Consider the following 26,256-nt stretch of genomic DNA (forward strand, 5'->3'; position numbering starts at 1 on the left):
ACAAAAGGAATGGGAGATGAAATAATGTTTTTAGCAATACGTGAACTAAAGCATTCGAAGTTACGTTATCTGCTGATTGGACTGATCATGGTATTGGTCGCTTTGCTTGTCTTTATCATTTCAGGATTAGCAAATGGACTTTCTTCAGATAATGCTTCATCCATACAAAATATGAAGGCCGACTATTTTGTCATGAAGCATGACTCTAAAAATAAATTGAACCGATCGATCATATCCATGGAAAAACTAGATGAAATCCGTGCTTCCTCGGATGTTAAAGCAGCCGAGGGTCTTGGGCAAATGATGACCACATTGAATAAAATCGGGTCAACGGAAAAAACGGATGTCACGATTTTTGCGACCAATGCTAATGGTATTTTAGCACCGAAGGTCATAGAAGGAAGGAACTATGACAATAAGAAACAAGGTGAAGTAGTTGCTGATCGTTCTTTAAAAGAGGTTGGCTATAAATTAGGTGATTCACTCAAAGATGACCTATCAGGTAAGGTTTTCACCATTGTTGGTTTTACAGAAAAGCAGTCTTACAGCCATTCACCTGTTGTTTACATGAATGTTAAGGGATGGCAGGAGATTAATCCTGCATTGAAAAACCAAGGGGAAGATTCAATCAGCACCATAGCAGTGCAAATGGATTCGAAGGCAGAAGAGAATGTACGTGAATCATTGCCTGAGGATGTAACGCTCATTTCTAAAGATGAATCCCTTCAGAGTATACCAGGGTTCAAAGAGGAACAGGGTACATTGACGATGATGATCGCTTTCTTGTTTGTCATAGCAGCATTCGTATTGGCTGTATTCTTTTATGTGATTACCTTGCAAAAAACGAATCAATTCGGAGTTCTTAAAGCACTCGGGGCCAATACGGGCTACCTGGCAAAAAGTATTATTGGTCAAGTAATGCTGCTTGCAGTGACATGCATAGCCATCAGTGTTGCCCTGACATATGGCGTCACGTTAATCATGCCAGAGGGAATGCCATTCGTATTGAGTACCGATTTGGTCATTAAATATTCCGTGTTACTTTTGGTTGTATCCCTATTGGGTTCGCTGCTATCACTATACCGAGTAGCGAAGATAGACGCGATCGAAGCAATAGGGAGGGTATCATGATGAGGGATAAACTATTATTTGAAAACGTAAGTAAGATTTATGGGGAAGGCGTTAATAAGGTGACAGCCCTTGATAATATTTCCCTGAATGTGAAAGCGGGGGAATTCGTCGCGATCGTGGGTCCTTCAGGCTCAGGAAAAAGTACTTTTCTTTCAATAGCGGGTGCGTTACTATCTCCGAGCGAAGGTCGCTTACTGCTGAATGATGAGGATATTACATCACTATCCTCAAAGGAATTGACTCGGGTGCGCCTTGAAAAGATCGGGTTTGTATTCCAGTCATCGAATCTTGTTCCATATTTAACTGTACGAGATCAGCTGCTGCTCATTTCCGAACTGATTGGCAAGCGGGATAAAAAAACTGTGAAAAAAGCGGACGAATTGCTTAGCCATCTTGGACTTGGAAATCGGGCAGATCACCTGCCTGAAGCACTGTCGGGCGGAGAGCGGCAGCGTGTAGCCATCGCCCGTTCGCTGATGAATGATCCTGAAATCATTTTAGCGGATGAACCAACGGCAAGTCTTGATTCCAAAAGAGGCAGGGATGTTGTTGAAATGCTTGCACATGAGGTGAAGTCAAGAAATAAAGCGGCCATCATGGTAACGCACGATGAAAGAATGCTAGATTTATGTGATCGAGTGGTCAATATTACAGATGGCAAGGTATTTGGATGAGTTATACCTAAAACACACGCCCCCTTGAGTTGAATCAAGGGGTAACTAGGCCGCCGCCTCTCCAAAGGAATTAGGAGAGGCGGCGGCCTGAATTCTCTGAAATACTAGATGGAACCGTTAAAAATAATTTTATAGGAACGGGCTGCAAATATGTAAGCAAAGGCAAAGGCATATTTTATATACGGCTATAAGAAAAGGATATTATGCTGGTATCCCAGACCGTTCTCTTCGGATTAATTATGTTTTTTAATTTTAAAGAACAAACAGTGATAAGTTGCTTTCACACCTGGTTCTTCTCGGTATTCTGTGTCGTATATGTTGATTAACTCTCGAAAAAAAGCGGGGCGTTGGCAGTAGTTTTCTTTGTTGCTGTTAGCTGCACCAATCTTTTTGATTGAAGTGAAAAATTCACGTACTGTCTGAAAGTACTCTGGTTCAAGCGTTTCCATTTTTGTCATCTCTATTGGAAATGCTGATGAAAAAGGGATTGCTTCTTCACAAACTTGCGATAATTCTTCTAGAGTATAAAACATTTGGCCAGGTGAACTATCAATGGTAAGTTGAAGCTTTTCTTTCGCATGTTCATATGACATATGAAGCTCTTGAAAGGTTTTAGTTCCGAACGTTGAAAATATCAGGCATCCTTCAGGCGTTAAACGCGCAGACAATTTTTCAAGGGTTGCAGGAAGGTTATTCAGCCATTGAAACGTTGCATTGGAAATAACTAAGTCATAGTCTTCATTAAGTTCCATTTCTTCGATGTCAGCACATAAAACAGTAACACGGTCTTCCTTTGTCAGTCCTTTCGCCACTTCAACCATTCCTGGTGCTAAATCAACAGCCGTAATAACAGCATTAGGAAATGTTTTAACGAGTAACCTGGTCAAGTAACCAGTGCCGCAGCCAATTTCAAGAATATTAATTCTTTGACTGGGGTTTTTTTGAGGAAGTAGATCAACCAATTGTCTCGCCATATTTTTTTGAACATTTGCATACGCATCATATGTTTTCGCATGTTCACTGAACCGCTTACTTAACAATCGTTTATCAATCATGAATGTACTCCTTTTTGAATGAATGTTTTCATGAGCTGCACACATTCCTGTGGTTTTGTGAAAAATGGAATATGACCAGTTCCTTCCATAATGTGGAATTCAGTTTCCCCACCCAGATTTTCTTTAATGAAAGTTGAGGCTTCGAGTGGGCAAATTTTGTCTTCCATTCCATGAATCAATAAAAAGGGGGTTTTAACCTGAGCGAGCTTTACTCTTACGTCTTTCTGAAGTAAATAATCCAAACCTATAAGAAGCGAAAACACATCATCTCCATGAAACTCGCGTTGAATTGTCGCATTGAATTGATGATAAAAACCTTCTTTTTTTTCTGCTTCGGAAAACATTGCTTCATAAAATGAAATCAAAGTCTTCTCTTTATTACGCTGTAGTTGTTTCTTCATGCGCTCGACAATAAGTGGATTCCAACCAAATGAATAGTTTTCATCCGTGGTAAACCGACTCGTTGCACCAATTAGTATAAAACCTTTTATTTTTTCTCGATATGAGCTTATAAGTTCAAGTGATACGAGTGCCCCTAATGACCAGCCAAGTAAAAAAATAGGACCATCGATGGAAGCGATTGTGTCGATGACTCGTTCTTCAAAGTCATTGAGTGTTTTCGTATCTCTCCATTCTATAAATGAAAGGTTAAATGCTTCAGACAGCGGTTTGATTAACGGTTTAAATGCTCCTTCTTCCATTCCCCAGCCAGGAAGCATGATTAAATTCGGCTTTTTCATTCAATAACACCCATTTCTTTTCCAATAATAGAAACCTTTTTAACTGCCCAATCAAGATCTTCTTTATTGTGGAGAGCTGTCACGGTAAACCGGATTCTCGCCTCATTTTCTGGAACGGTCGGCGGTCTGACAGCAATGGCCGCAACTCCTTCTTTCTGCAAACGTTTGGCAAATTTCATCGTTTTTTCGTTTTCTCCGATGACAATAGGAACAATCTGTGATTGACTCCCACAAATATTAAACCCGTAATATGTGAGTTCATTTCTAAAGTATTCCGAATGTGTTTGGAGCAGTGCACGGCGCTCTGGTTCTTCTTGCACAAGGTCAATCGCTGTTTTTATAGCACCGAGTATGGCAGGGGGAAGTGCAGTTGAATAAATGAATCCGCGCATGCGATTCTTTAAATAGTCAATAAGCCATTTTTTTCCGACAACATAGGCTCCGAATGAACCAAGCGCTTTACTGAATGTTCCCATTTGGATATCAATTTTATTTTGAAGATGGAGATGACAGGCATAACCTTCACCGTTTTTACCGTAGATGCCGCTTCCATGTGCATCATCTGTCATTAAAATTGCGTTATAACGTTCTTTTAATCGAACAAGGTCTTCAAGATAAGCAAAGTCACCGTCCATGCTGAAGACCGTATCCGTCACGATTAATTTACGTGCTTCAATTGATGGTTTTTTCAATAATGCTTCTAAATGATCTAAATCATTATGTCGATATCGCATATGCTTCGCACGGCTCAAAAGAGCTCCGTCGACAATGCTTGCATGATTCAATTTATCACTATAAATAAAATCGTTACGGGACAGCAGGGTGGAGATAATTCCTAGGTTTGCGTTATATCCACTGTTGATAATGAGACCTGCTTCTGCTTTCTTCCAATTGACAAGAGCTTGTTCTGCTTGATCGTAAAGAGGATGATTGCCAATGATTAAACGTGAAGCCGTTGCTCCTGCACCATATGTATGTACTGCATCAACCATAGCCTTTTTCAACCGTTCATCTCCTGCATATCCTAAATAGTTATTGGAAGCAAGGTTTAGCATCCTATGGCCGTTAATCAAAAGCCATGGCTTCTCGGCAAATACAGTTGTGACGAGTTCACGTTTTTGCGATATCTCTTCTAAATAAGCCAGTTCTTTCTTTATTTTATCTTCCCAAGGTAATTGTTTTTCACTGTGCATGGACATTCTCCTTTTGTTATATGTTAACTTAAATTTATTTCAGTTAACATATAAGACATTCTAATCATGACTCTATAAAACTGTCAAGCTTTGAAAAGGAACCCGATTATAAAATAATTATCCATAAATCAGGGAGATAACGAGGGGCGAAAGAGGAGAACTATTATCAGCATTCTGATTAGAATTTGTCCTTTGAACCATGTAGTGGAGCAGTAGAGTTTGACCATAACAATAAGTTGAAAGGGGGATTATGATGGCTGCTGTTTTCCATGGGCAGCAGCTTTGTTAAGCTAATGTCTAAAAGAGCTTAGAAAAAATTAGTGCCCTTATACGTATTAAGCTTATTCATTGAAGATAATCTAACTACCAAGGTAGTCTTTTTGTTAAACCTTCAAATCTTTGAAGGATTAAATGGAATTCCATGTTACTATAGAGCAGTGAAATTAAGCTATTTCTTTTCACATTAACAATTACATAAAGGAAGGTAATTAAATATGAAAAAGATTTCTTTAGATGTTTTATTTATATTAATAGGAGCTTTTATTTTCGCTTTGGCAATAAATCTTTTCGTTATTCCCAATGAACTTGGTGAGGGAGGAGTCACGGGGATAACCATCATTTTATTTTATCTTTTTGAGTGGTCACCAGGGCTGTTAAGTTTGATCATTAATGCTTTCCTGCTCATTGTCGGTTATAAATATCTGTCGAAAATGACAACGATTTATACCATCATCGCCGTTGCATTCAACTCGCTTTTCCTTCATTTAACCGAAAGTTGGAATATATCTTCCGATGAAATTGTCATCAATGCGATATTTGGCGGGGTTTTTGCCGGAGCAGGGATTGGAATAATCATTCGAGTTGGAGGTACGACTGCCGGTACAACGATCCTAGCCCGAATTACGAATAAATATTTGGGATGGAGCTTAAGTTATGGACTTCTGTTTTTCGATTTAATCGTTGCGTTCTCATCTTATTTCATCATTGGCGCAGAAGGTCTGATGCTTACTATCCTAATGCTTTATATTGGAACAAAAACGATGGAATTCATCATTGAGGGATTGAACCCGAAAAAAGCGATTACCATCATATCAAATGAAGCGGACCAGATTGCAAAACAAGTGACGGTATTGATGGACCGAGGGGTAACCGTTTTTAGCGGTCATGGATACTATACAAAAGCATCCAAGGATATTTTATATATCGTTATAAGTAAGCAAGAGGTGCTCAAGTTAAAGAGAATTGTGCAGTCAACGGATAGCAATGCTTTTATAGCCATACATGACGTTCGGGATGTATTTGGTGAAGGATTCTTGGATATCTCGAAGTCCTGAAGCGATTGGTTAGTTCGAAATGAAAAGGCCTAATAGGCTTTTTTATTTTGCAATGTAAAAAAATCTGTAAATTCCGAATAATTTGTTATATTATGTAAGTAAGAAACCACACACCCTGAGGAATGCAGCCATTAAATATGGAGGTGTCTAAGATGATCCTTTTAAAAGTGGATGACAGAAAGTTTGGGAAAAGCAATATCAAGTACAGTGTAGTTGATAAGGAAACGAATGAATTGATCATTAGTGGTGTGTTTAAAGAATTTGGACAGGCAAGCGATAAATATTATGAACTGAAAGATGAATATGGTTCATCCAATGTACAGATGGTATTGAAGTGAAAAGAGGGGGACCGTTGGGTTTCCCTTTTTGGGTACTAATGTCAGAGGTGAAAATGGCCCGTACAAAAAAATAGTTTTTATAATCGTTTAAAGGAATAATCAATGGTTTCTGAATCATATAATTAGATTGAGAAGGTTTTAAACATCCTTTTTTTACAATATACTACAATTTAATTGTAAAGTATGGAATTTGGTGGTAATATAAAGCGCATAAATGTAAACGTTTGCAAAAAAGTTTGTGAGGAGGTGATGTAAAAGAAGTACGATAGACTATTCATATCGTAGAACGAAAGGTTTTTATTTTACTATTTTATGCAAACGTTTTCTTAAAATTGCATGAATATTATGAAAAAAGGGAGAGTCGGTAGGCATGAATCGTAAAAAATGGTACGGGGGAATCTTTTCTGTTTTATTAATTTTTAGTGTAATTTTGGCTGGATGCTCTTCTTCTACTGGTGGAAACAGCGACTCTAAGGATAAAGTGACTCTGGATATTTTTCAATTCAAGGTAGAATTCAAGTCGCAATTCGAGGCATTGGTGAAACAATATGAAAAAGAAAATCCAGATGTGAAGATCAAGATATCGACAGTTGGCGGTGGAAATGATTATAAATCAGCCATTACGGCAAAGTTCGCTTCAGGTGAGGAGCCAGCGGTTTTTAACATTGGCGGACCGGTAGATGTCAAACAATATAAAGATAGATTATTAGATTTAAAGGACACGAAGGCAGCGGCAGCAGCACTTGATGGCACTTTGGATGGCGTGGAAGAGGACGGGCAAGTTCTTGGACTTCCATTTAACCAGGAAGGATATGGCTTGATTTATAACAAACGGATATTTAAGGAAGCCGGAATCAATCCTGAAGAAATTACAAGTTATGCAGCACTAGAGGCGGCAGTTAAGAAAATGGATTCACAGAAAGACAAATTGAAAATCGATGCAGTTTTCGCTTACCCGGTTAAAGAGAAGTGGGTGACAGGAAACCATTTATCCAATGTATTCTTAGCGCCGGAGTTTGATGGGAATGTGTTAAAAGCAAGCAAGTCTCCAACTGTTAAATTCACGGATGGTGACAAGTTTAAACAAATGGTCGATATCCAAAATAAATATTCCGTCCAGCCGACAACAAGTCTTGATTACTCCCAACAAGTGGAAGAGTTGTTCTCACTTGAAAAGGTTGCAATCATTCAGCAAGGTAACTGGGTGTATAACACAGTATATGATATGGACCCGGAATTAGCGGAAAAAGGCATTGGTATCATTCCGATTCCTAATGGAGACAAAGCAGGAATGCCGGTCGGCGTACCGAACTATTGGGCAGTGAACAAGAAATCGGATGAAAAGGTACAGGAAGAAGCGAAGAAGTTCCTCGACTGGATGTATACATCTGAAGAAGGGAAAAAAGCCGTTTTGGAAGATTTTAAATTCATTCCTGCTTATGAAGGATATGATGTAGAAAAAATAGCCGATCCAATTTCAAAAGAAATTTATAAATACTCCCAAGATGGAAACACGATTGGGTGGGTGTTTAATGGATATCCGGTTGGTTGGAATGATGACCTTGGTGCAAGTGTCCAAAAGTACGTAACTGGTAAATTGACGTGGGATGAACTTGTCCAACAGAACATTGAAAATTGGGAGAAGATTCATAGCAAGTAAGTGTTCGGAATGGCAAATGACCAATCGGCATGAAAAGGGTGTCGATTGGTTGTTCCTGTTACAAGAAAGTAGCTAAGGGAAATTGCGTAAATAAGGTATACATCATTTACTAACTAGTCATGATCGATGATTTTTAATATTTTTTGAAATCCGTTATCTATTAAATCATTTCAAGGAGGTCGGTTTCGTTGAGGAATCGGGATGCCGCATATTGGCTGTTTTTGACACCTGTTCTTGCTGCACTCATTTTGGTGGTGATCGTGCCACTCATCTACGGATTTTATTATTCCTTTACGAATTGGAACGGTCTAGGGACGCCAGCTTTCATCGGTCTTAAGAATTATATGGATTTGTTTACGGATAGAGGGTTTCTGGATACATTTTGGTTCACCATTAAATTTTCCGTAGCGGCAATTGTTGTAATCAATGTCATCGGTTTAAGTTTGGCTCTTATCGTGACATCGAAAATCAAATCAAGCAACATACTGCGGACAGTTTTCTTTATGCCCAATTTAATTGGCGGCTTGATCCTAGGCTTTATTTGGCAGTTCATTTTCATTAAGGTCTTTGGCGCGATTGGTGACTTGACTGGGATCGAGGCATTTAATGGATGGTTATCAACGACAGAAACAGGTTTTTGGGGATTGATCATATTAACGTCTTGGCAAATGGCCGGGTATATCATGATCATTTATATTGCATATCTGCAGGCTGTTCCTGAAGACTTGATCGAAGCGGCAAAAATTGATGGGGCTAACAGCTTCCAGCGTTTTCGCCATATCACCTTCCCGCTTGTGGCACCTGCTTTTACCGTCAGTTTGTTTTTGACGCTGTCCCACTCGTTCAAGATTTATGATCAAAATCTTTCTTTGACGAACGGAGCTCCCTATAATTCAACCGAAATGGTCGCGATGAACATTGTAAAATCCGCTTTCACCGAAAATGATATGGCATATGCACAGGCAAAAGCCGTAATCTTTTTCGTAATTGTGGCAGCAGTTTCTTTAACACAAGTTTATATCAATAAGAAAAGGGAGGTTGAGCTGTAATGAGAAAAAAATGGAAGCTATGGCTGGTTGGATTCATCGGTTTCATTTTAGCCGTAATATGGCTCACTCCGTTTTATTTAATGATTGTCAATGCTTTTAAAATGAAGCGGGATATATTTGCCGATACACTGGGACTGCCTGAAACCTGGACATTCGAAAACTTCATTCAAGCTTTCGAGCAATTGGATTTCCTTCGGACTTTATTCAATTCTTTATTGATATCGGGCGTCAGTGTAGTCATTATTATCATCTTTTCTGCGATGGCCGCATATGCACTTTCCCGAAACAAAAGTAAAATAAGTTCCTTGCTTTTCTTTGTGTTTGTAGCAGCCATGTTGATTCCGTTTCAGTCTGTGATGATACCGCTTGTTGCCCAATTTGGTCAGCTGGGGATGTTGAATAAGGCCGGACTGATTTTCATGTATTTAGGTTTTGGCTGCAGTCTTTCCATATTCCTATACCATGGTACATTAAAAGGGATTCCCATCTCTCTTGATGAAGCAGCTAAAATTGATGGTGCTAACCGGTTTCAAGTATTTTGGCATATCATCTTTCCATTATTAAAACCGATGTCCATTACAGTTGGGATCTTAAATGTCATTTGGATATGGAATGACTATTTGTTGCCATCCCTTGTTATTGGTGGCGAGGGATCGGAGACCATTCCGCTTAAATTGTTCTTCTTTTTCGGGCAATATACGAAACAATGGCATCTTGCCTTGGCTGGACTTACTTTATCCATCATTCCAGTCATCATTGCGTATTTTTTTGCTCAAAGGCAAATTATCAAAGGAATTGCAGATGGAGCCGTTAAATAACTATTTAAATATAGGGAATATTAAACCATATGCGGTGAACGGGGAGTGGTGATGAATATGTCTGTTACAATAAAGGACGTTGCCAAAAAAGCGAATGTCGCTCCATCAACGGTATCGCGTGTAATTCATAACAGCCCGACAATAAGTGAAAAGACAAAGCGTAAGGTACGCAAGGTATTAAAAGAAATGGGCTATCATATGAATGAAAATGCCCGCAACTTAGTCACGAAGTCCACAAAAGCCATTGGAATCGTCATGAAAAGTTCCGCAAGGGAATCACTTTATAATCCCTTTTTTCCAGAAGTGATCCGAGGCATCGGGGATTTCTGCAATAAAGAGGGGTACAGCCTTTCTCTGACAACCGGCGAGACGGAGGATGCCATCTTTGAGGATGTCGTGAAAATGGTTCAGGGCAGAAGAGTGGATGGCATGATTGTTTTATACTCTAAAAAGGACGATAAAGTAGTGCCGTATTTAATAAAGCAAGGCTTTCCATTTGTTTTGATAGGGAAGCCAAGTACGAACTTCGGCGGCATCACATTCATTGATAACGATAATGTTCAAGCGGCCAGGGAAGTTTCGGAGTTTGTAATCAGCCTTGGACATGAGCGAATCGCCTTTTTAGGAGGCAGTCCAGAGTTTGAAGTGATTCAAGCCCGCTTGACAGGGTTTCAACAAGCGATGGAGCAGGCTGGATTAGATGTGCCACAGGAATATATCAAATTGATCCCTTTAAATCGAACAGATGGAATAAAGGCGATTGATGAATTGCTGGAATTAAGTAAGGCTCCAACCGCTTTTTTGGTTATGGATCTTTTATTGGGAGTTCTTTTGCTTGGAGTTTTAGCTGAAAAGAACTTGAAAGTGCCAGAGCAAATTAGTGTCGTCTGTTTTAATCACTCAGAATTCATAGAATTTTTAAGTACGCCGCTTACAACGGTTGATATCCATACGTATCAGTTAGGGTATGAGGCGGCAAAATGCGTGTTCGATCTCATTGCAAATCCTGAAATGATGGAAAAAAGTATAAGGATCCCTACCAAAATCATAAAGCGGGAGTCGCATTTTGTTGCCAAAAAGGAAATTAAATGAAAAATGTAGAAATGTTTTACTAATTAAAGCTTGATTTTTGCTAACATAAATTTACAATATAGATTATCACTATTATTTTTGAAAATTCAACTTTCTATAAGCCAATAAGTATGATCTGATAATCGACTAAGGTTTGATCACATTTAACGCAAACGTTTGCGTTAAGAATAAAGAGGTAATAGTTAACATACGAGCAAGAGCTAGATGCCGACAAATTGATATGGAGGAGATTGTTCATGAGAGTCCTAGTATGGAATGAGTTTCGCCACGAGAAAACAAAGCCTGAAGTAGCCGAAGTATATCCAGATGGAATCCATGGGGCAATTTCCGGCTTTTTACAAAGTGAGCAGGTCGAAGTGAGGACGGCCACTCTCGATGAAGAAGAGCATGGATTAACCGAAGAAGCACTGAAACGAACGGATGTACTTCTATGGTGGGGACATGTAGCACATGATGAAGTTCAGGATGAAATCGTTATGAGGGTTCAGAAGCGGGTTCTCGAGGGAATGGGTCTCATCGTCCTTCATTCCGGTCATTTCTCTAAAATCTTCAAACAGTTAATGGGCACGACTTGCGATTTGAAATGGCGGGTGGCGGATGAGAGGGAAAGGCTCTGGGTTGTCGATCCCAGTCATCCGATCGTTAATGGAATCGGAGAATATATAGAGCTTGAGAAGGAAGAGATGTATGGGGAACATTTTGATATTCCTGCACCAGATCAATTAATATTCGTCAGTTGGTTTGAAGGCGGGGAGATCTTCAGAAGCGGTTGCACGTATCAGCGGGGAAAAGGAAGGATTTTCTATTTCCGTCCAGGTCATGAAACATATCCGACTTACCATAATCCAGAGATTCAACGGGTAATTAAGAATGCCGTTGATTGGGTCAAGCCAGAATTTGGAATGGTAACGAATTATGGGAAAGCCGAACCGTTGGAATCCATATCAACAAAGAGCTGAAGTGAAGGAGAGAACAGAATGGGCAAAGTGAAGGTAGGAGTCATTGGATGCGGGAGTATCGCAAAAAATAGGCATTTTCCGGAGTATGATGCACATAAGGAAACTGAAATCATTGCCGTTTGTGATATTGTGCCAGACCGGGCGAATGCAGCAGCACAAAGGTATGGCGCCCAAGCATATACTGATTATATAGAACTTTTGAAAAATGAGGAGATTGAAGCGATCAGTGTATGTACACCGAATTACCTGCATGCAGGCATCACAGTTGCGGCCTTGGAAGCAGGTAAGCATGTCCTTTGTGAAAAACCAATGGCCACTTCTTTAGATGAAGCTGAAAAAATGAATGAAGCATCAGCGAAAAGCGGAAAAATACTAATGATTGGTCATAATCAGCGTTTTGTTCCTTCGCATCAAAAAGCGAAACAGCTTATTGAGAGTGGGGAGCTAGGAAAAGTCTATAGCTTCCGGACGGCCTTTGGACATTCCGGGCCAGAAACCTGGAGCGTGGACGGACGGGAAAGCTGGTTTTTTAAAAAGGATCAGGCAGTCATTGGTGCAATGGGCGACTTAGGCGTCCATAAAGCTGATTTATTAAGGTATCTCCTTGGAGAGGAATTTGTTGAAGTGGGAGCCTTTGTGGAAACGACTGCCAAGAAGAACACAGACGTTGATGACAGTGCGGCCTGTATTCTCCGGACGGAGAGCGGTATCATCGGTACTCTTACCGCCAGCTGGTCTTATGCAAAAGAAGACAATGCGACGGTCATTTATACGGAAAAAGCGGTATTGCGCCTTGAAGACGATCCGAAATACTCACTGATCATCCATCATGATGATGGAAAGACAGAAACCATCCAATTAGGAAGCATCCAGACAAATGATTCTGATGGACAGCATGATTCCGAAGTGATCAGCCACTTTGTAAAATGTGTGGTGTACAATGAGGAGCCTCTTGTCTCCGGAGTTGAAGGGTTAAAATCATTAAAAGTCATTCTTGGCGCGATGGAATCAAATGCATCCCGAAAAATCATCCGCTTATAAAGGGGTTTATAGTCATCATGTACAAATTAAAAATGGGTATTATCGGTGCTGGCGGAATTGCCCAAAAAAGGCATATCCCAGCTTTTCAAAAATTTCAAGATAAGGTAGTTTTATACGCCATCCATGATATAGATGAAATGAAGGCGCGAGAAGTGGCACGTGAATTTCATATCGAGAAGGTTTTCACCAATTATGAAGAAATGTTTGCTGAAGTGGATGCTGTTACGATTGCAACGCCAAATAAGTTCCATGCGGAGATTTCAATTGCTGCCCTGCAAGCGGGTGTACATGTGTTATGCGAAAAGCCGATGGCCATTACAACTGAGGAATGTAAGGCAATAACCGAGGCTGCAAACATATCGGGTAAAGTGTTATCGACTGCTTATCATTACCGCTTCATGAAGGAAGCCCAGGCTGCAAAGAAAATGATTCAGGCCGGTGAAATCGGTGAGCCATATGTAGCGCGTGTACAGGCAATCAGACGCCGAAAAGTCCCTGGGTGGGGAGTATTTACAAGCAAAGAATTGCAAGGCGGGGGAAGCGTAATCGACTATGGCTGCCATTTGCTTGATTTGGCTTTATGGCTGATGGATGACCCAGAACCGATTGAAATCGTAGGTTCGACATATAATTATGTCAGTAAGGGTGTCGATCAGGTCAATCTATGGGGGAATTTCGATGCATCGGTATTTGAAGTGGATGACCATGCCACGGCTTATATCAAATTTGCCAACGGAGCATCTTTATTATTCGAAACTTCTTGGGCCGCGAATATCCGTGAAGAAGCAACTGTTTTGAGCTTATCCGGAACACAGGGCGGACTTGATGTGTTCCCATTAGTCTTGAATCAGGCTAAGCACGGCATGCTATTAAATAGTGAGGCAGTATGGATGCCAGGGGAGGATACACCAGACCTGCAGCAGGCAGAGAACTTTATTGACAGCTGCCTAGGATTGGTGGAACCATTGGTAAAACCATCGGAAGCCATGAAAGTTTCAAAAATAATCGAAGCCATTTATCAAAGCTCGGCAAGTGGGAAGGTCATGAGCATAAACTAAAGAAAAGGTGAGGTGGGGCTTGTGAAATTAGGGGTTTTTACCGTGCTATTTGCTCAAAAATCATTCGAGGATATGCTTGATTATGTTGCGGATTCCGGATTAAAAACAGTTGAAATCGGTACAGGCGGGTATCCAGGCAATATCCATTGTCCACTCGATGAACTGCTGGATAGTGAAGAAAAGCGCCAAAAATACCTGGAATCCGTTCAAACAAGAGGATTAACGATCAGTGCATTCAGCTGCCACGGCAATCCGATCTCTCCAGATAAAGCGTTCGCCAAAGAAAGTGATGAAACACTGATTAAAACAATCAAGCTTGCATCCTTACTAAATGTCCCGGTCGTCAATACCTTTTCTGGTACAGCTGGTGATCACGAAGGAGCTAAATATCCAAACTGGCCTGTCGCCCCATGGCCCAATGAGTATACAGATGTGCTGAAATGGCAATGGGAAGAAAAATTGATCCCCTATTGGAAAAAAGTAGCCGCCATTGCCGATGAACACAATATAAAAATTGGACTTGAACTGCACGGTGGTTTTCTCGTTCACACACCCTACACCTTGTTAAAACTGCGGGAAGCTACATCGGATGCAATAGGAGCCAACCTTGATCCAAGCCATCTTTGGTGGCAGGGCATCGAGCCAGTCGGAGCCATCAAAATTCTAGGGAAAGCGGGGGCAATCTACCACTTCCACGCAAAAGACACATACTTGGATCAGGATAATATCAATATGTATGGATTAACCGACATGCAGCCATATGGAAATGTCCAAAGCCGCGCCTGGAACTTTCGCTCAGTAGGATGCGGACACAGCCTGCAAGATTGGTCCGACATCATGAGCGCCCTTCGCACATACGGTTACGATTACGTCGTCAGCATCGAACACGAAGATCCGCTGATGTCAGTCGAAGAAGGATTTCAACGGGCGGTAACCAATTTAAAAACTGTCCTCATCAACGAAAGTCCAACTGATTTATGGTGGGTATAATTTTATAGCCGATTACGAGCAGCCTATTAGAGGTTGCTTTTTATTGTGGCCATTAAAAGTGGAATTCACGAATAAAATTGCGGAATTCACGAGTAAAAGTGCGAAATTCACGAGTAAAAGTACCCAAAAAGAACAAAATAGCAATTTTATTGCTGAAAAATCTTCTGAAATTAAAAAACGATGCCCCCTGAATTCTGGGACATCTCAATAGTTATCTCTGCCTAGGGGTATAATCCAACTCCTTGAATAGTTCCGATAATTCATCTTTGGTCAGGTCACGCCATTGTCCGAGCGCCAGTCCGTCCAAATGGATATTCATGATTCGGATTCGATGTAAATCACGGACCTCATAACCGAGTGCTGAGCACATACGGCGGATTTGTCTGTTCAATCCTTGCATCAAGGTGATGTTGAATGTATATTTGGTCAATTGCTTAACCTTACATGGAAGTGTTTTCGTATCCAAAATCTCCACGCCGGATGACATATCTTGAATGAAGGAAGCGGTAAGTGGCTTATCCACGGTTACGATATATTCCTTTTCATGTTTGTTTTCTGCACGAAGGATTTCATTTACGATATCTCCATCATTCGTAAGCAGGATCAGTCCACTAGAGTCTTTGTCCAGCCGTCCGATATGAAAAATGCGAAGCGGATGATTTACAAAATCAACAATATTTCCTTTAATGTGTTTTTCCGTCGTACTTGTAATCCCTATCGGTTTATTCAGTGCAATATAGACATTTTGCTGTTCCACTTTTATTGGCTTGCCATCTACACGAACATCATCCCCGGGTTCAGCTTGACTGCCAAGCTCAGCAACTGTGCCATTAATCGTCACACGGCCATCGGCTATCCATTTATCTGCGCCTCGTCTCGAGGTAATTCCGGATTCACTGATATATTTATTGATCCTCAACTAAAGCACACCTTTGCATTCAGATTTTCTTCTTTAAAGGATAACGTAAATCATGCTGGGTAGACAAGGGGAAAAGACAAGAAAGCGTTAGGAGGTTTGAAATTCTGTGCATTTTTTACAAGTTCTTCATGACGGCAGCCGGGTATTCTTTTTTCTTTTTACTTGTCAGATAGACACCAATGAAGGCAAGGAGACCGTCCAGGAGTTGGACCAAAGTAATCGGTTGACCTAAAAGTAGGTTAAGAATGGCGGTAAAAACAGCAATCAGATTTAGATAAATTCCAGCCTGGCTTGCATTGATATGACGAAGGGAAATATTCCAGAAAATAAAGGGGCCAACAGACGGGAAGATTCAAATGTATATGAGTCCTGTGCTTGTTTTACTGGGTTAAATCAAGATTCAATCCCGAGCCAATGGCAAATGGAGCGACGAGAATCAATCCAAGAAATACGGAAAGTGGCTGAGGCGAGCTGGAAAATATCCAGAAGGTGTCAATAAAGAAATGATAAGGCCGAGTGCATGGTGGGATGAAATTTTCTCCTTTAACAGCAATCTCCATTCTTTCCATACACTCCTCCAATATGGCTTTTGAATCCATTGCCGAAAATGTAATTACCAGCCCAGAACAGATTGGCCAAGATGAGAAAAAATAAAATAACAATAGATTTTTTCATCAGGCTGCCTCTTCCTTAATTGGTGTAATATTCACTAAATATGGCGAAATAGAAGATCCTAATCATCTAGTAATGTAAGACGTTCAATTAATAGGGAGCTTGGAACCACAGGTTAGGAATGAAGATGGGATAAATCAAGAAAAGTCTGCTCAACAGTGCTGAACAGCCTTACCTTCTATATACTAAGCGAAAATGGCACTGATTTCGGCGATTTCATCCATGGTTAGATTGACATCCAATGCTTTTAAATTGCGTGTGACCTGTTCTGGCTTTTTCGCTCCGGGAATCAGGACATCTACCGAGTGCCGAGTTAAATACCAAGCTAGTACCACATCGGCGACATCGGCATGCTTCCTGTTGGCGATCGCCCGTATCTCTTCCACTTTTTGCAGGTTGCTTACAAAGGCTTGTCCTTGGAAAAGCGGACTTTTTGCCCGGCCGTCCTCGAATGTTGATTCTTGATTATATTTGCCGCCGAGAAGACCGGAAGCAAGGGGGAAATAAGGAATGAAGGAGATATTATTTTCGGCTGTATATGGCAGTAGGTCTTGTTCTGCCTCCCGTTTGAATAGATTGTACTCGGATTGCAGGACATCGACATAGCCGTCTTTATTCGCTTCCTTCAATTGTTCGAACGAAAAGTTCGAGACTCCGATTGACTTGATTTTGCCTTCATCCTTCAATTCCTTTAAGGCACCTACTGCTTCATCTTTAGGAGTACCCTCATCAGGGAAATGGATATAGAATAAGTCGATGTAGTCTGTTTGGAGCCTTTTTAGACTCGAATCCACGGCATTTTTCAGAAAAGCCGGAGAGTTATCAAAGACGATATTGCCATCGGAAAATTTATGTGCCCCTTTAGTGGCAAGTACGATATCCTCGCGTTTGCGACTCTCTTTAAGGATTTCACCGATAAGTTCTTCTGAGCGCTCCGGACCGTAAATGTAAGCTGTATCCCAAAAGTTAATTCCTTCATCAAGCGCCGTTCTCAAGACGTCCCTTCCTGTATCCTCGCTTAGATTAGGGAATAGGTTATGTCCGCCAATGGCATTCGTTCCAAGGCCAATCGGATTTACATACAAATCTGTTTTACCAATACGGGTTTGTTTAGACATATTACTTATCATCTCCTTTAACCCCATCATAACAAAAAGTGGATGGTGTTTTCCAAAATAAAGCAATGCAGGCCGTCCAAAAAATAAGCAGATGATCTATAAAATCATCTGCTTCCCTCATTATAATAATGTTTTGATTTCCAACTCCTCAGCTGGAGCTGTTTGTCCGATTTGACTGAGCAGAATGCCAAGTGCTGTACCGACGAGAGCAGGGATGACCCACTCCATGCCGTAAGCGGAAAGGGGAAGGACATCAGTCAAGGTTTGCACGGGTCCTAATTGTAAGCCGAAAGCATTCAGCCCATCCATCAAGGCGAAAACTCCTGTGAAAGTCATTGCACTGCGATAAACCTTCTTCGGGTTTTTAAAATGACGGCTGAAGAATGTCAGGACAATCAGGACGATCGTTAACGGATAAGCCATCACAAGGAATGGTACCGATACTTTCAGAATTTGATTCAGACCCATATTTGAAAGGATGAAACCGACGATTGTTACAATCAGAATGACGCTTTTGTAGTTCAGCTTGGGAAAAAGTTTCGAGAAGTACTGTCCGCAAGCGGTCGTCAATCCGACGACGGTGGTGAAACATGCTAAAGTGAAAATGATGCCGAGAAGGGCCTTCCCGCCAGTTCCAAGTAAAAGGGTGGATGCGACTGTGAGGATATCCGTTCCGTTTTCGAATGACCCATCGGCTGCCATGCGTGCTCCCATTATACCTAAGGAGATATAGACTAATGAAAGCAATACACCAGCGATGAGACCCGCTTTTACTGTATATCTCGTCAATTGTTTTCGATCGGAAATCCCTCTTTGCTGGATTGAAGTAAGGATGACGATCCCAAATGCCAGGGCAGCTAAAGCATCCATAGTGTTGTACCCTTCAATGAACCCTTTCGAAAATGCTCCTGCTGCATATGCGTCTGTTGGAGCTTTGAATGGAGCATCAAGCTTTACGAATCCGACAACACAGAGAATGACCATGGACAAAAGCAGAATAGGTGTAATCCAGCGTCCCATGAAGGTTTCCATTTTTTTTGGATTCAATGAAATGGCATAAACGATGATGAAAAATATGGTTGTGAATATGAATAGGAATAGGGATTGATTCATTGAGTCACCAAGATATGGCTTGAAGCCCATTTCATAGGCGACATTCGCATTCCGTGGAATGGCTAGAAAAGGTCCGATGCTTAAATAAATGACAACCATGAACAACGTGCTGAATAGAGGATGTACACGTGCCCCGATAGTTTGTGCCCCGCCTTTAACTAGTGAGACGGCGAGAAGCACTAAAATTGGCAGGCCGACTCCAGTGGCGATAAAACCGGTAATGGCTGGCCAAAAAGAAGTTCCCGAAGACGCCCCTAAAAATGGGGGGAATATAAGATTCCCGGCTCCGAAGAACATTGAGAAAAGCATTAGGCCGATAAATAATGTGTCTGTTTTTTTCATGGTGATTCTCCTTTTTTAAAAATGATAACTCCCGCCGACTGGCCTGAAAAAGGCTATTTTAAGTGTTTTGTGCAAATAAAAAACTCGCCCCTGAAAATCAGGGACGAGTTTGTGCTCGCGTTACCACCCATATTCCGCACTTCATAAGAAGCTGCGGCACTCAGTCAACGTACGAATTCATACGTGATCCATTGTAACGGCGGAAACCCGTCAAAGCCTACTGCATTTTCAGCTTTGCATCTCAGAGATGATTTTCGGATAGGCCTTGGACATCGACTTCCACCAAATGTCGACTCTCTGTGGAACAGGGTACTAATCTTACTCTTTCTCTTCATAGATTTTATAATATAAAGATAATTTAGCAAATTCTGATTATGAAGTCAACATAATTTATCATTTCATTATTCCTTTTAAGCAGGGAATTAGTCCTCCGTTGGCGAAACTTCCTTTATCGAGGGGGATTTTTTGCAAAAAGAATCGGATATAACTCCCTATTATCTTTCTAACCGCAACTATATTATAATAGAAGGCAGAACACTAAAGGAGACAACATTATGTCTGAAAATAAAAAGTTAAGCCTGGCGGATGCAGTCAAACAAAAACTGGCTCAAAAGCAAGCAGGGTCAAGTAAAGATAAACTGGAAACCGGGGTAGTGAAGAAAACGAAACAGCTTAAAAGCCAGTTGACCAAAAAGCCGAATAACCAACGTAAGCGTACAGGGGTATAATCCTAATTTGTCAAAGGACAATGACTGTTCGGAGCTTATCAGAGAGCAGTTACCTTTCACGAATGAGGGTGCTGCTTTTTTATATGAACGATAAAATGGGATATTAGTAATGAGTGGGGTAGAGGATTTGTCTTATTACCGTTTTTAGTTTTAGGTAGTTAAAGGGCTGGACTTCTGGTAATTTAGATGTATAAAGAATGGTTCACTAAACTTTTCAGAGACCGGTTAAACTAGAAAAAACATAATTTCTCGAATATGGAAATGACATCTCTGTATCGGTTCATTAAAATCATTACAGTTCCATTCGTTTCTGTTTTAAAATTGTAAGAGTGGTGACATGTTGTTACCATATTGTTTTGTTAAAATAATATTTTAAGGTTTAACAAATGATTTTCTTAACTAAAGGAACCTATTAATTGCATGTTAGGGCTTCTTGACTGCTTTTCAAATTAGTGATTATCCTTTAATTGAAAATATGAAATATATCGGGGGAATAAAGATGGACGAACGGCTGATCGGGAAAAAATATTATGAAACGATGATTGAGGATACAAGGAAACACCCCATTCAAGCTTTGGGTGAAATGTTTCTCGTGGAACAAAAAAAAGAAAGAGCGGATTTAACGGCAGTTCGATTCGCTCAAGGTGAAGTATACTTTCAGCACCATGACTTTGAAGCAGCCATTTTTAAATGGGAAAACATAGAAGGTGAACTTGGTTCATGGGCGAAGAAAAACATCGCTGATGCTTATTTTGAACTGGAAATGTATTCAACTGCAGAGGATATTTATAAATCCGTCGATACGAATGAAGCGGTTTTGAAAACGGAGGTTCTTTTGCAACTGTTTTCCCTGTACATAGTTGAATCTAGAAATGATTTGGCTTCCAAAGTCGTGAAAGAAGCAGTAGAGTTTCAACCTGACTATCCGAATGTCACGGAAATCGCACGAGCCTTTTTTGAAGAACAAAAGGATTGGAACAGTGCGGTGGTATTAGCGGCGAATGAAAGTATCCGTACAGAATCAATGGGCTGGTTCGATGTGCTGAAAACGTATATCCAGCAGGGGGTTGCCCAATCGATGGATCCGGACTACTTTTCAACTGTCCTTGGTTCGCTATACACACTTGACCAGGGGCGTTTCGAAAAGGTGACGGTTGCCCTCTGGAAAAATTATAAATATACCGATTCTTATTTTGAATGGCTAAGAGTGATTAATAACTTGATAGATACCATCGAATTAAACCAAGGGGATGTATGGGATGAGCTTTCCGTCTATTACAGGGATGCATATGCAGGTCTGTTGGAAGGAACGCACCTAATCAAAGATTTAAGCCCTGTCGTGCCAAGGTTGCTGGAAAACTGGCTGAAAATCGCAGATGGGGAGCTTTCGCTGTTTGCGGCGGCATCCGCGCTGTCCTGGAATGAAATCTTCCCGGATACGATTAATGCGCTGGTCATTCAGGATGCAGAAAGCCTACTTTCGAAATCGCCTAAATTGGGAGGCGGACTGGAAGCGGGAGAGAAACTGTTCAATTCTATCATCCAATGGGCTGAGGAGAATGATTTAAGGGTTGGCAATAAGCTTAAATGGATGGTCGAGGGGCTTAAGGATACCGGAAATTTCAATCTTCTTCTTGTGGGAAGTACAGGAAATGGCAAGACATCCTTTATACAGTCAATAGTTGGCGAGAGCATCGCTGCCGAAGATCATTCTTCACTAGTCAGCGTCAAAGACGGGGATGATTTGGAAATCCTTGAAATTACCGATACAGATAGCAAGGTTGTCATGGAGCTAACTGAATTGGATGAAACACGCCGCCAGCGCGGGACTATTGTCGATGTGACGCTTATTAGTGACTATCTTAGAAATAATCGTCTGCGATTATTGGATACACCGGGGTTCAATGGGGAAAAAAGCGTGGAATCGGATTTCCAAGGCTATTTACATGGCAGTGATGGCCTGATGTTCGTTCTTGATGCCCGGGCGCCTTTCACCGGTAGTGAACGGGACCTGTTATTGGAAATTCAAATGATGGCTCCGAAACTGCCGATTCATTTCTTATTAAATAAAATGGATACGATATACAGTGATCAAGTCGCGGTCCGGATGGAAGACGAAACATGGGATAAAGTGAATGCATATTTCCCGAATGCGAAAGTGTTCGCTTTCTCTAAACTTTATGACAGCAAGCAGCAGTTGAATGACCTTTCTGCATTCCTTCAATCGAATTATCAAGATGATAATTGGAAAGAAAGAAGATCTGAAAAAATCCTTGCTTTCATTCGTAAAACTTTATCTTATCTGTTAGAAAAACGGACAGCCAATGAACGGAAATGCGAGCATTCCATCTCTTGGAATGAACAGATGGAAGTCAAATTGAATGGTGCGGTCAATCAACTGGCTGATTTAGAAAAAGAAAAAAGTGAAAATATCATAAGGTCGTACCGTGTGCTTAAGGATGAAGTGAAAAGTCAGCTTTCTTCTAAAATTCCTGAATTACTGAGAGATTGCTCTAAATCGTTAACGGAAAGCAGTGATTTCAGTCAGGTCCATATACAGTTGAACCATGAAATGAATGAGCGGATTCAAGCCTTCATTTCTGACAAGATCATGCCTCAATATTACCGTTCTCTTCAAGATTGGATTGCTAGTTCCCAAATGGAGTTCTCACAAAGCCAACAGTTTATGGATGAGATGAGTGCCGGATTCAATGAATTATACAAAGAAGAACGGATTATGCTGGCAGGTGACTTCAGGGTATTGGATGACTGGCGCCGTGATGCCGACCGGATGACAAGCAGTATCCGCATCGATGACGTTAATATCCTTTTGCGAAGGACTCCATCACAATTGCTGCTTAAAGGAGCAGGAAAGCTGTTTGGGGCAATACCGCAAAATAAAGCCAATATGTACAATCGTTATAAGAAATACTTGGAAAGTGAAGATTACCAGGATGTTGCAGAAATGATCACTGAACGCTTCCTTACCCAATTTGGATTGTTTGAAAAATCTTTAGATCGGGACATCTCACTTTTCTATCGCAGCTCATTTGCCTTACTTCAAAAAACAATAGAGCAAACGCAGACAGAAATTAAAGACTACCAGGCTGCATTGGAGCATATGAAAGAAAATCCGGAAGTTTACCGTGATCCGATCACTGTGTTCGAAGTGAAACTACGTCAGTTGGAGAGACTTGAAAAAATTGAGAAAAAGCGTCTAGCCCAGCTTCAAAGAAAATAAAAGTAACAGAGAACATTTCAAATATTCGAAAAACTATTGACTTTACGACTATATCCCTATAAAGTGATAATTACGAAAAACGTAACATGATATATTCTCTTATCAAGAGTGGCGGAGGGACTGGCCCTAAGATGCCCAGCAACCGTTCCATTAGGAATTGGTGCTAAATCCTGCAAAACAGAAATGTTTTGACAGATAAGAGAGGGATAAGTCTGCAATACAGCTGATTAAACCTCTCTATTACTAGAGAGGTTTTTATTTTATGATTTACACCAACTTAACAGATAAGAATAATAAGAGAATGTGGAGGGAAACAAGATGGGAAGATCTATTAAAGGGATATTCGTTTCAGCCATCGCTTCGGCGTTGCTTTTAACGGGTTGTTCTACAGGACAGAGTTCCACAGAATCGAAGAAAGAAGAAAAAGTATCATTTGAAAATGTACCGGAAAGATTTGCTGATGGGGAAGGGGCCAAAATCAAAGTGATCCGTAAAATTGGCGGTGATGATCATACGGCCCAATACCTTGCTGGAGCGAAGGAAGAAGGAGAAGCAATGGGCTTTCAAGTGGATACGTATACAGCCAATGGGGATACGGCTAAATTCCATGATGCGATCGCGCAGGCTTTGCAGGAAGATTATGACGGCTATATCATCTCCCATGGTGATGATGCAGCAACAGTGAATGACGTTCAAAAGTTGGTTGATGCAGGTAAAAGCGTTGTCACATTCGATTCAATTAGCGATTTATCTAAAATAGAAGGTGTGACATTAACTTCACAGGATGATGAAGCGTTGGCAACACTGGCTTTTGATAAACTGATAGAAGAACAGAAAGGTGAAGCGGCGATTGCTTACCTTTGGGTGGATGGTTTTCCTCCAATGGTGAGAAGAAATTCAGTTTATCAGGAAAAATTAAAAGAAAACCCTGGAATTAGGGAAGTCGAAAGATTCGGAGTGGCATCTGCAGATACTTCGGTTCAAACACAAAATGCAGTAGCCGCAATGCTGAATAAATACCCAAAAGGTAAATTGGATGCCATTTTCGCAACATGGGATGCCTTCGCTATCGGTGCCGCCCGGGCGATTAAAGAAGCGGGCCGCGATGAAGTGAAGATATACGGAATTGATGTATCGAATGCAGATCTTCAGGTAATTCAATCGGCCGCTAGCTCATGGTCCTACACGGCAGCCGTCGATCCCAAGTTGATTGGTGCAGTGAATATGAGGATATTGGCAAAAAAATTAGCGGGCGAAAAAACACCGCAAACCTATGACTTAGAGGCTTCACTTATTTCACAAAAGCAAATCCAAGCCTCAAAAGAAGCCGTAAACATGGCAAATCTGTCTGGTATTGTCGAAGGATGGGGTGTATCAACGGAATTTGAAGAAGATTGGATGAAAGTTTTGAAAGCTCATTATAAAAAGTAAAAGGGGACACTCTCTTTCAAGTGAAGGGAGTGTCTGTTCAATAAGGGGGAATGGACATGGGCACGCAACTAGAAATGAAGAAAATCTCGATTGAATTTCCAGGAGTGAAGGCGCTTAGTGAAGTTGACTTTTCTATACAATCAGGGGCAACCCACGCATTGGTCGGTGCAAACGGAGCAGGGAAATCGACGTTAATGAAGGTTTTATCGGGAGCCCATGTTCATTATTCAGGTGACATTCTTATTGATGGGATAAAGCAGGATATCCGCTCGCCCAAAGCGGCGCAGGAACAGGGTATTCAAATAGTTTATCAGGAAGTAGATACGGCCCTCATCCCTTATTTAACCGTTGGGGAAAATATAATGTTGAATGATATGGTCCAAAACATGGGAAAAAAACAGATAGTTCAATGGAAAGAGCTACACAACCAAGCCTCTTTAATTCTTGAAGATATGAAAATTCGTGTCCCTTCGAAAAAGCTGGTAAGAGACCTTACTTTGGCTGAAAAACAGATGGTCCTGATAGCAAGAGCCGTTTCGACAGAATGCAAATTCCTGATTCTCGACGAACCAACTGCTCCGTTAAGTCATACAGAAACGACAGAACTTTTTCGGATTGTAAATGAATTAAAGCAAAAAGGTGTTGGAGTCATTTTCATTTCACATCGTCTGCCTGAGATTTTTGAAATCTGTGAGGAAATTACGATCATGAGGAATGGGGAGCTTGTCACTTGTCGAAAGATGGAAGACATCACCCGTAACGAAGTGATAGAGAATATGCTAGGGAAAACCATGGATGAACAGTTCCCTGAAGTGAATTCTTCGATTGGCGACGTTATTCTGGAAGTGAAGGGATTGTCAGATACAAAGAAAGTTAAAAATGTCAGTCTGCATATTAAAGCAGGGGAGATAATCGGCTTGGCAGGGTTGGTCGGGTCTGGGAAAACGGAGTTGTGTAAAAGCCTTTTCGGTCATACTTCGATTACAGCAGGTGAAATCATCCTAAATGGCCGAAAGCTTTCTTTGAAATCACCGCACCAAGCAGTAAAAAGCGGTCTGGCACTTATACCTGAGGAACGCAGGAAAGAAGGGGTCCTTGTTCAGGAATCAGTATCTGCGAACTTGACTGCAGCCAGTATCGGCAAATTCTGCAAGACATTCAGTTTTGTGGATCGTAAGGCGGAAATGGAAAAAGCGAAGGAAATGATCGCAAGTCTCGGCATTAAAACTCCTTCCGGGGAGATGAAAGTCGAAAACCTTTCAGGTGGTAACCAGCAAAAGGTTGCCATTGGAAAATGGCTTATAGCCGATGCGGATGTATACATATTCGATGAACCAACGAAAGGTGTCGATGTTGGAGCCAAGAAGGATATATTCGAAATGATTGCAAAGCTTGCGAGGGATGGGAAAGCGATCATTTATGCATCATCCGAGCTCTCCGAAATCATTGGCATTACTAACCGGACATACGTGTTATATGACGGGAGCACTGTCATCGAACTAGAAACAAGCAAAACGAATGAAGAAGAACTACTATTCTATTCAACAGGAGGAAATTAGG

At 41.0% G+C, this 26,256-nt stretch carries 24 protein-coding genes, 1 riboswitch and 1 other annotated feature; of the genes, 16 read left to right on the forward strand and 8 right to left on the reverse strand.

Annotated features, from left to right (window positions below; all coding sequences use genetic code 11):
- Positions 1 to 24 precede the first annotated feature (24 nt).
- Together UP17_RS02255 and UP17_RS02260 are read left to right on the forward strand one after the other, a co-directional pair.
- A complete protein-coding gene (locus UP17_RS02255) occupies positions 25 to 1,131 on the forward strand; it encodes an ABC transporter permease (RefSeq protein WP_061461325.1) in 1,107 nt (368 codons plus the stop codon).
- A complete protein-coding gene (locus UP17_RS02260; protein ID WP_061461327.1) occupies positions 1,128 to 1,805 on the forward strand; it encodes an ABC transporter ATP-binding protein in 678 nt (225 codons plus the stop codon). The genes UP17_RS02255 and UP17_RS02260 overlap by 4 nt, the downstream gene beginning before the upstream one ends.
- Before the next feature lie 233 nt (positions 1,806 to 2,038).
- Here the strand turns inward: UP17_RS02260 and bioC are convergent, their stop codons facing one another.
- From bioC to bioF, 3 genes are read right to left on the reverse strand one after another with little or no spacing between them, the layout of a single operon-like run.
- The gene (bioC, locus tag UP17_RS02265; RefSeq protein ID WP_061461329.1) at positions 2,039 to 2,860 is read right to left on the reverse strand and encodes a malonyl-ACP O-methyltransferase BioC; all 822 of its coding nucleotides are present in this window, start codon (positions 2,858 to 2,860) and stop codon (positions 2,039 to 2,041) included.
- Positions 2,857 to 3,600, reverse strand: coding sequence for an alpha/beta fold hydrolase (locus UP17_RS02270; protein WP_061461332.1), 744 nt, complete (start codon positions 3,598 to 3,600; stop codon positions 2,857 to 2,859). Before UP17_RS02270 ends, bioC begins: the two co-directional genes overlap by 4 nt.
- The gene (bioF, locus tag UP17_RS02275; RefSeq protein WP_061461334.1) at positions 3,597 to 4,793 is read right to left on the reverse strand and encodes an 8-amino-7-oxononanoate synthase; all 1,197 of its coding nucleotides are present in this window, start codon (positions 4,791 to 4,793) and stop codon (positions 3,597 to 3,599) included. The genes UP17_RS02270 and bioF overlap by 4 nt, the downstream gene beginning before the upstream one ends.
- A gap of 494 nt (positions 4,794 to 5,287) precedes the next feature.
- On the opposite strand from bioF, the gene UP17_RS02280 reads away from it, so the two are divergent.
- From UP17_RS02280 to UP17_RS02325, 10 genes are all read left to right on the forward strand, one after another.
- Positions 5,288 to 6,127, forward strand: coding sequence for a YitT family protein (locus tag UP17_RS02280; protein ID WP_061461337.1), 840 nt, complete (start codon positions 5,288 to 5,290; stop codon positions 6,125 to 6,127).
- Between the two features lie 152 nt (positions 6,128 to 6,279).
- Complete coding sequence (locus tag UP17_RS02285) at positions 6,280 to 6,465, forward strand: hypothetical protein (protein WP_061461339.1); 186 nt, start codon at positions 6,280 to 6,282, stop codon at positions 6,463 to 6,465.
- A gap of 370 nt (positions 6,466 to 6,835) precedes the next feature.
- Entirely contained in the window at positions 6,836 to 8,125 is a 1,290-nt protein-coding gene (locus UP17_RS02290) for an ABC transporter substrate-binding protein (protein ID WP_061461341.1), read from the forward strand.
- A 188-nt stretch (positions 8,126 to 8,313) separates the two neighbouring features.
- Positions 8,314 to 9,174, forward strand: a complete 861-nt coding sequence (locus tag UP17_RS02295; RefSeq protein ID WP_061461343.1) for a carbohydrate ABC transporter permease — start codon at positions 8,314 to 8,316, stop codon at positions 9,172 to 9,174.
- Entirely contained in the window at positions 9,174 to 9,992 is an 819-nt protein-coding gene (locus tag UP17_RS02300) for a carbohydrate ABC transporter permease (RefSeq protein ID WP_061461345.1), read from the forward strand. The genes UP17_RS02295 and UP17_RS02300 overlap by 1 nt, the downstream gene beginning before the upstream one ends.
- Before the next feature lie 57 nt (positions 9,993 to 10,049).
- On the forward strand, positions 10,050 to 11,084 hold the full coding sequence (locus UP17_RS02305; RefSeq protein WP_061461347.1) for a LacI family DNA-binding transcriptional regulator: 1,035 nt from the start codon (positions 10,050 to 10,052) through the stop codon (positions 11,082 to 11,084).
- 236 nt (positions 11,085 to 11,320) lie between these two features.
- Entirely contained in the window at positions 11,321 to 12,043 is a 723-nt protein-coding gene (locus tag UP17_RS02310) for a ThuA domain-containing protein (protein ID WP_061461349.1), read from the forward strand.
- 18 nt (positions 12,044 to 12,061) lie between these two features.
- Positions 12,062 to 13,084, forward strand: a complete 1,023-nt coding sequence (locus UP17_RS02315; RefSeq protein WP_061461351.1) for a Gfo/Idh/MocA family protein — start codon at positions 12,062 to 12,064, stop codon at positions 13,082 to 13,084.
- A gap of 17 nt (positions 13,085 to 13,101) precedes the next feature.
- On the forward strand, positions 13,102 to 14,142 hold the full coding sequence (locus UP17_RS02320) for a Gfo/Idh/MocA family protein (RefSeq protein WP_061461353.1): 1,041 nt from the start codon (positions 13,102 to 13,104) through the stop codon (positions 14,140 to 14,142).
- Positions 14,143 to 14,163: 21 nt separating this feature from the next.
- Positions 14,164 to 15,132, forward strand: coding sequence for a sugar phosphate isomerase/epimerase family protein (locus UP17_RS02325; protein WP_061461355.1), 969 nt, complete (start codon positions 14,164 to 14,166; stop codon positions 15,130 to 15,132).
- A 211-nt stretch (positions 15,133 to 15,343) separates the two neighbouring features.
- Here UP17_RS02325 and rluF read toward each other — a convergent pair whose 3' ends face one another.
- From rluF to brnQ, 5 genes are all read right to left on the reverse strand, one after another.
- A complete protein-coding gene (gene rluF / locus UP17_RS02330) occupies positions 15,344 to 16,051 on the reverse strand; it encodes a 23S rRNA pseudouridine(2604) synthase RluF (RefSeq protein ID WP_061461357.1) in 708 nt (235 codons plus the stop codon).
- 115 nt (positions 16,052 to 16,166) lie between these two features.
- The gene (locus UP17_RS29405) at positions 16,167 to 16,403 is read right to left on the reverse strand and encodes a DMT family transporter (protein ID WP_081108671.1); all 237 of its coding nucleotides are present in this window, start codon (positions 16,401 to 16,403) and stop codon (positions 16,167 to 16,169) included.
- A gap of 28 nt (positions 16,404 to 16,431) precedes the next feature.
- Positions 16,432 to 16,620: a hypothetical protein gene (locus UP17_RS02335; protein ID WP_061461359.1), complete on the reverse strand. Its 189-nt coding sequence runs from the start codon at positions 16,618 to 16,620 to the stop codon at positions 16,432 to 16,434.
- A 288-nt stretch (positions 16,621 to 16,908) separates the two neighbouring features.
- Positions 16,909 to 17,841, reverse strand: coding sequence for an aldo/keto reductase (locus tag UP17_RS02340; RefSeq protein WP_061461361.1), 933 nt, complete (start codon positions 17,839 to 17,841; stop codon positions 16,909 to 16,911).
- 120 nt (positions 17,842 to 17,961) lie between these two features.
- Entirely contained in the window at positions 17,962 to 19,296 is a 1,335-nt protein-coding gene (brnQ, locus tag UP17_RS02345) for a branched-chain amino acid transport system II carrier protein (RefSeq protein ID WP_061461363.1), read from the reverse strand.
- 96 nt (positions 19,297 to 19,392) lie between these two features.
- Positions 19,393 to 19,640, reverse strand: a binding site (T-box leader).
- 210 nt (positions 19,641 to 19,850) lie between these two features.
- Here brnQ and UP17_RS28170 point away from each other — a divergent pair.
- The 4 genes from UP17_RS28170 (at position 19,851) to UP17_RS02360 (ending at position 26,255) form a co-directional block, all read left to right on the forward strand.
- The gene (locus UP17_RS28170; RefSeq protein ID WP_164468807.1) at positions 19,851 to 20,024 is read left to right on the forward strand and encodes a hypothetical protein; all 174 of its coding nucleotides are present in this window, start codon (positions 19,851 to 19,853) and stop codon (positions 20,022 to 20,024) included.
- Between the two features lie 499 nt (positions 20,025 to 20,523).
- Positions 20,524 to 23,265: a GTPase domain-containing protein gene (locus tag UP17_RS02350; RefSeq protein WP_250211742.1), complete on the forward strand. Its 2,742-nt coding sequence runs from the start codon at positions 20,524 to 20,526 to the stop codon at positions 23,263 to 23,265.
- Between the two features lie 96 nt (positions 23,266 to 23,361).
- Positions 23,362 to 23,467: riboswitch (SAM riboswitch) on the forward strand.
- A gap of 116 nt (positions 23,468 to 23,583) precedes the next feature.
- A complete protein-coding gene (locus UP17_RS02355; protein ID WP_061461366.1) occupies positions 23,584 to 24,696 on the forward strand; it encodes a sugar ABC transporter substrate-binding protein in 1,113 nt (370 codons plus the stop codon).
- Positions 24,697 to 24,752: 56 nt separating this feature from the next.
- Positions 24,753 to 26,255, forward strand: coding sequence for a sugar ABC transporter ATP-binding protein (locus tag UP17_RS02360; protein ID WP_061461369.1), 1,503 nt, complete (start codon positions 24,753 to 24,755; stop codon positions 26,253 to 26,255).
- Position 26,256 lies beyond the last annotated feature (1 nt).

The organism is Peribacillus simplex (assembly GCF_001578185.1).
Taxonomy (GTDB): domain Bacteria; phylum Bacillota; class Bacilli; order Bacillales; family DSM-1321; genus Peribacillus; species Peribacillus simplex_A.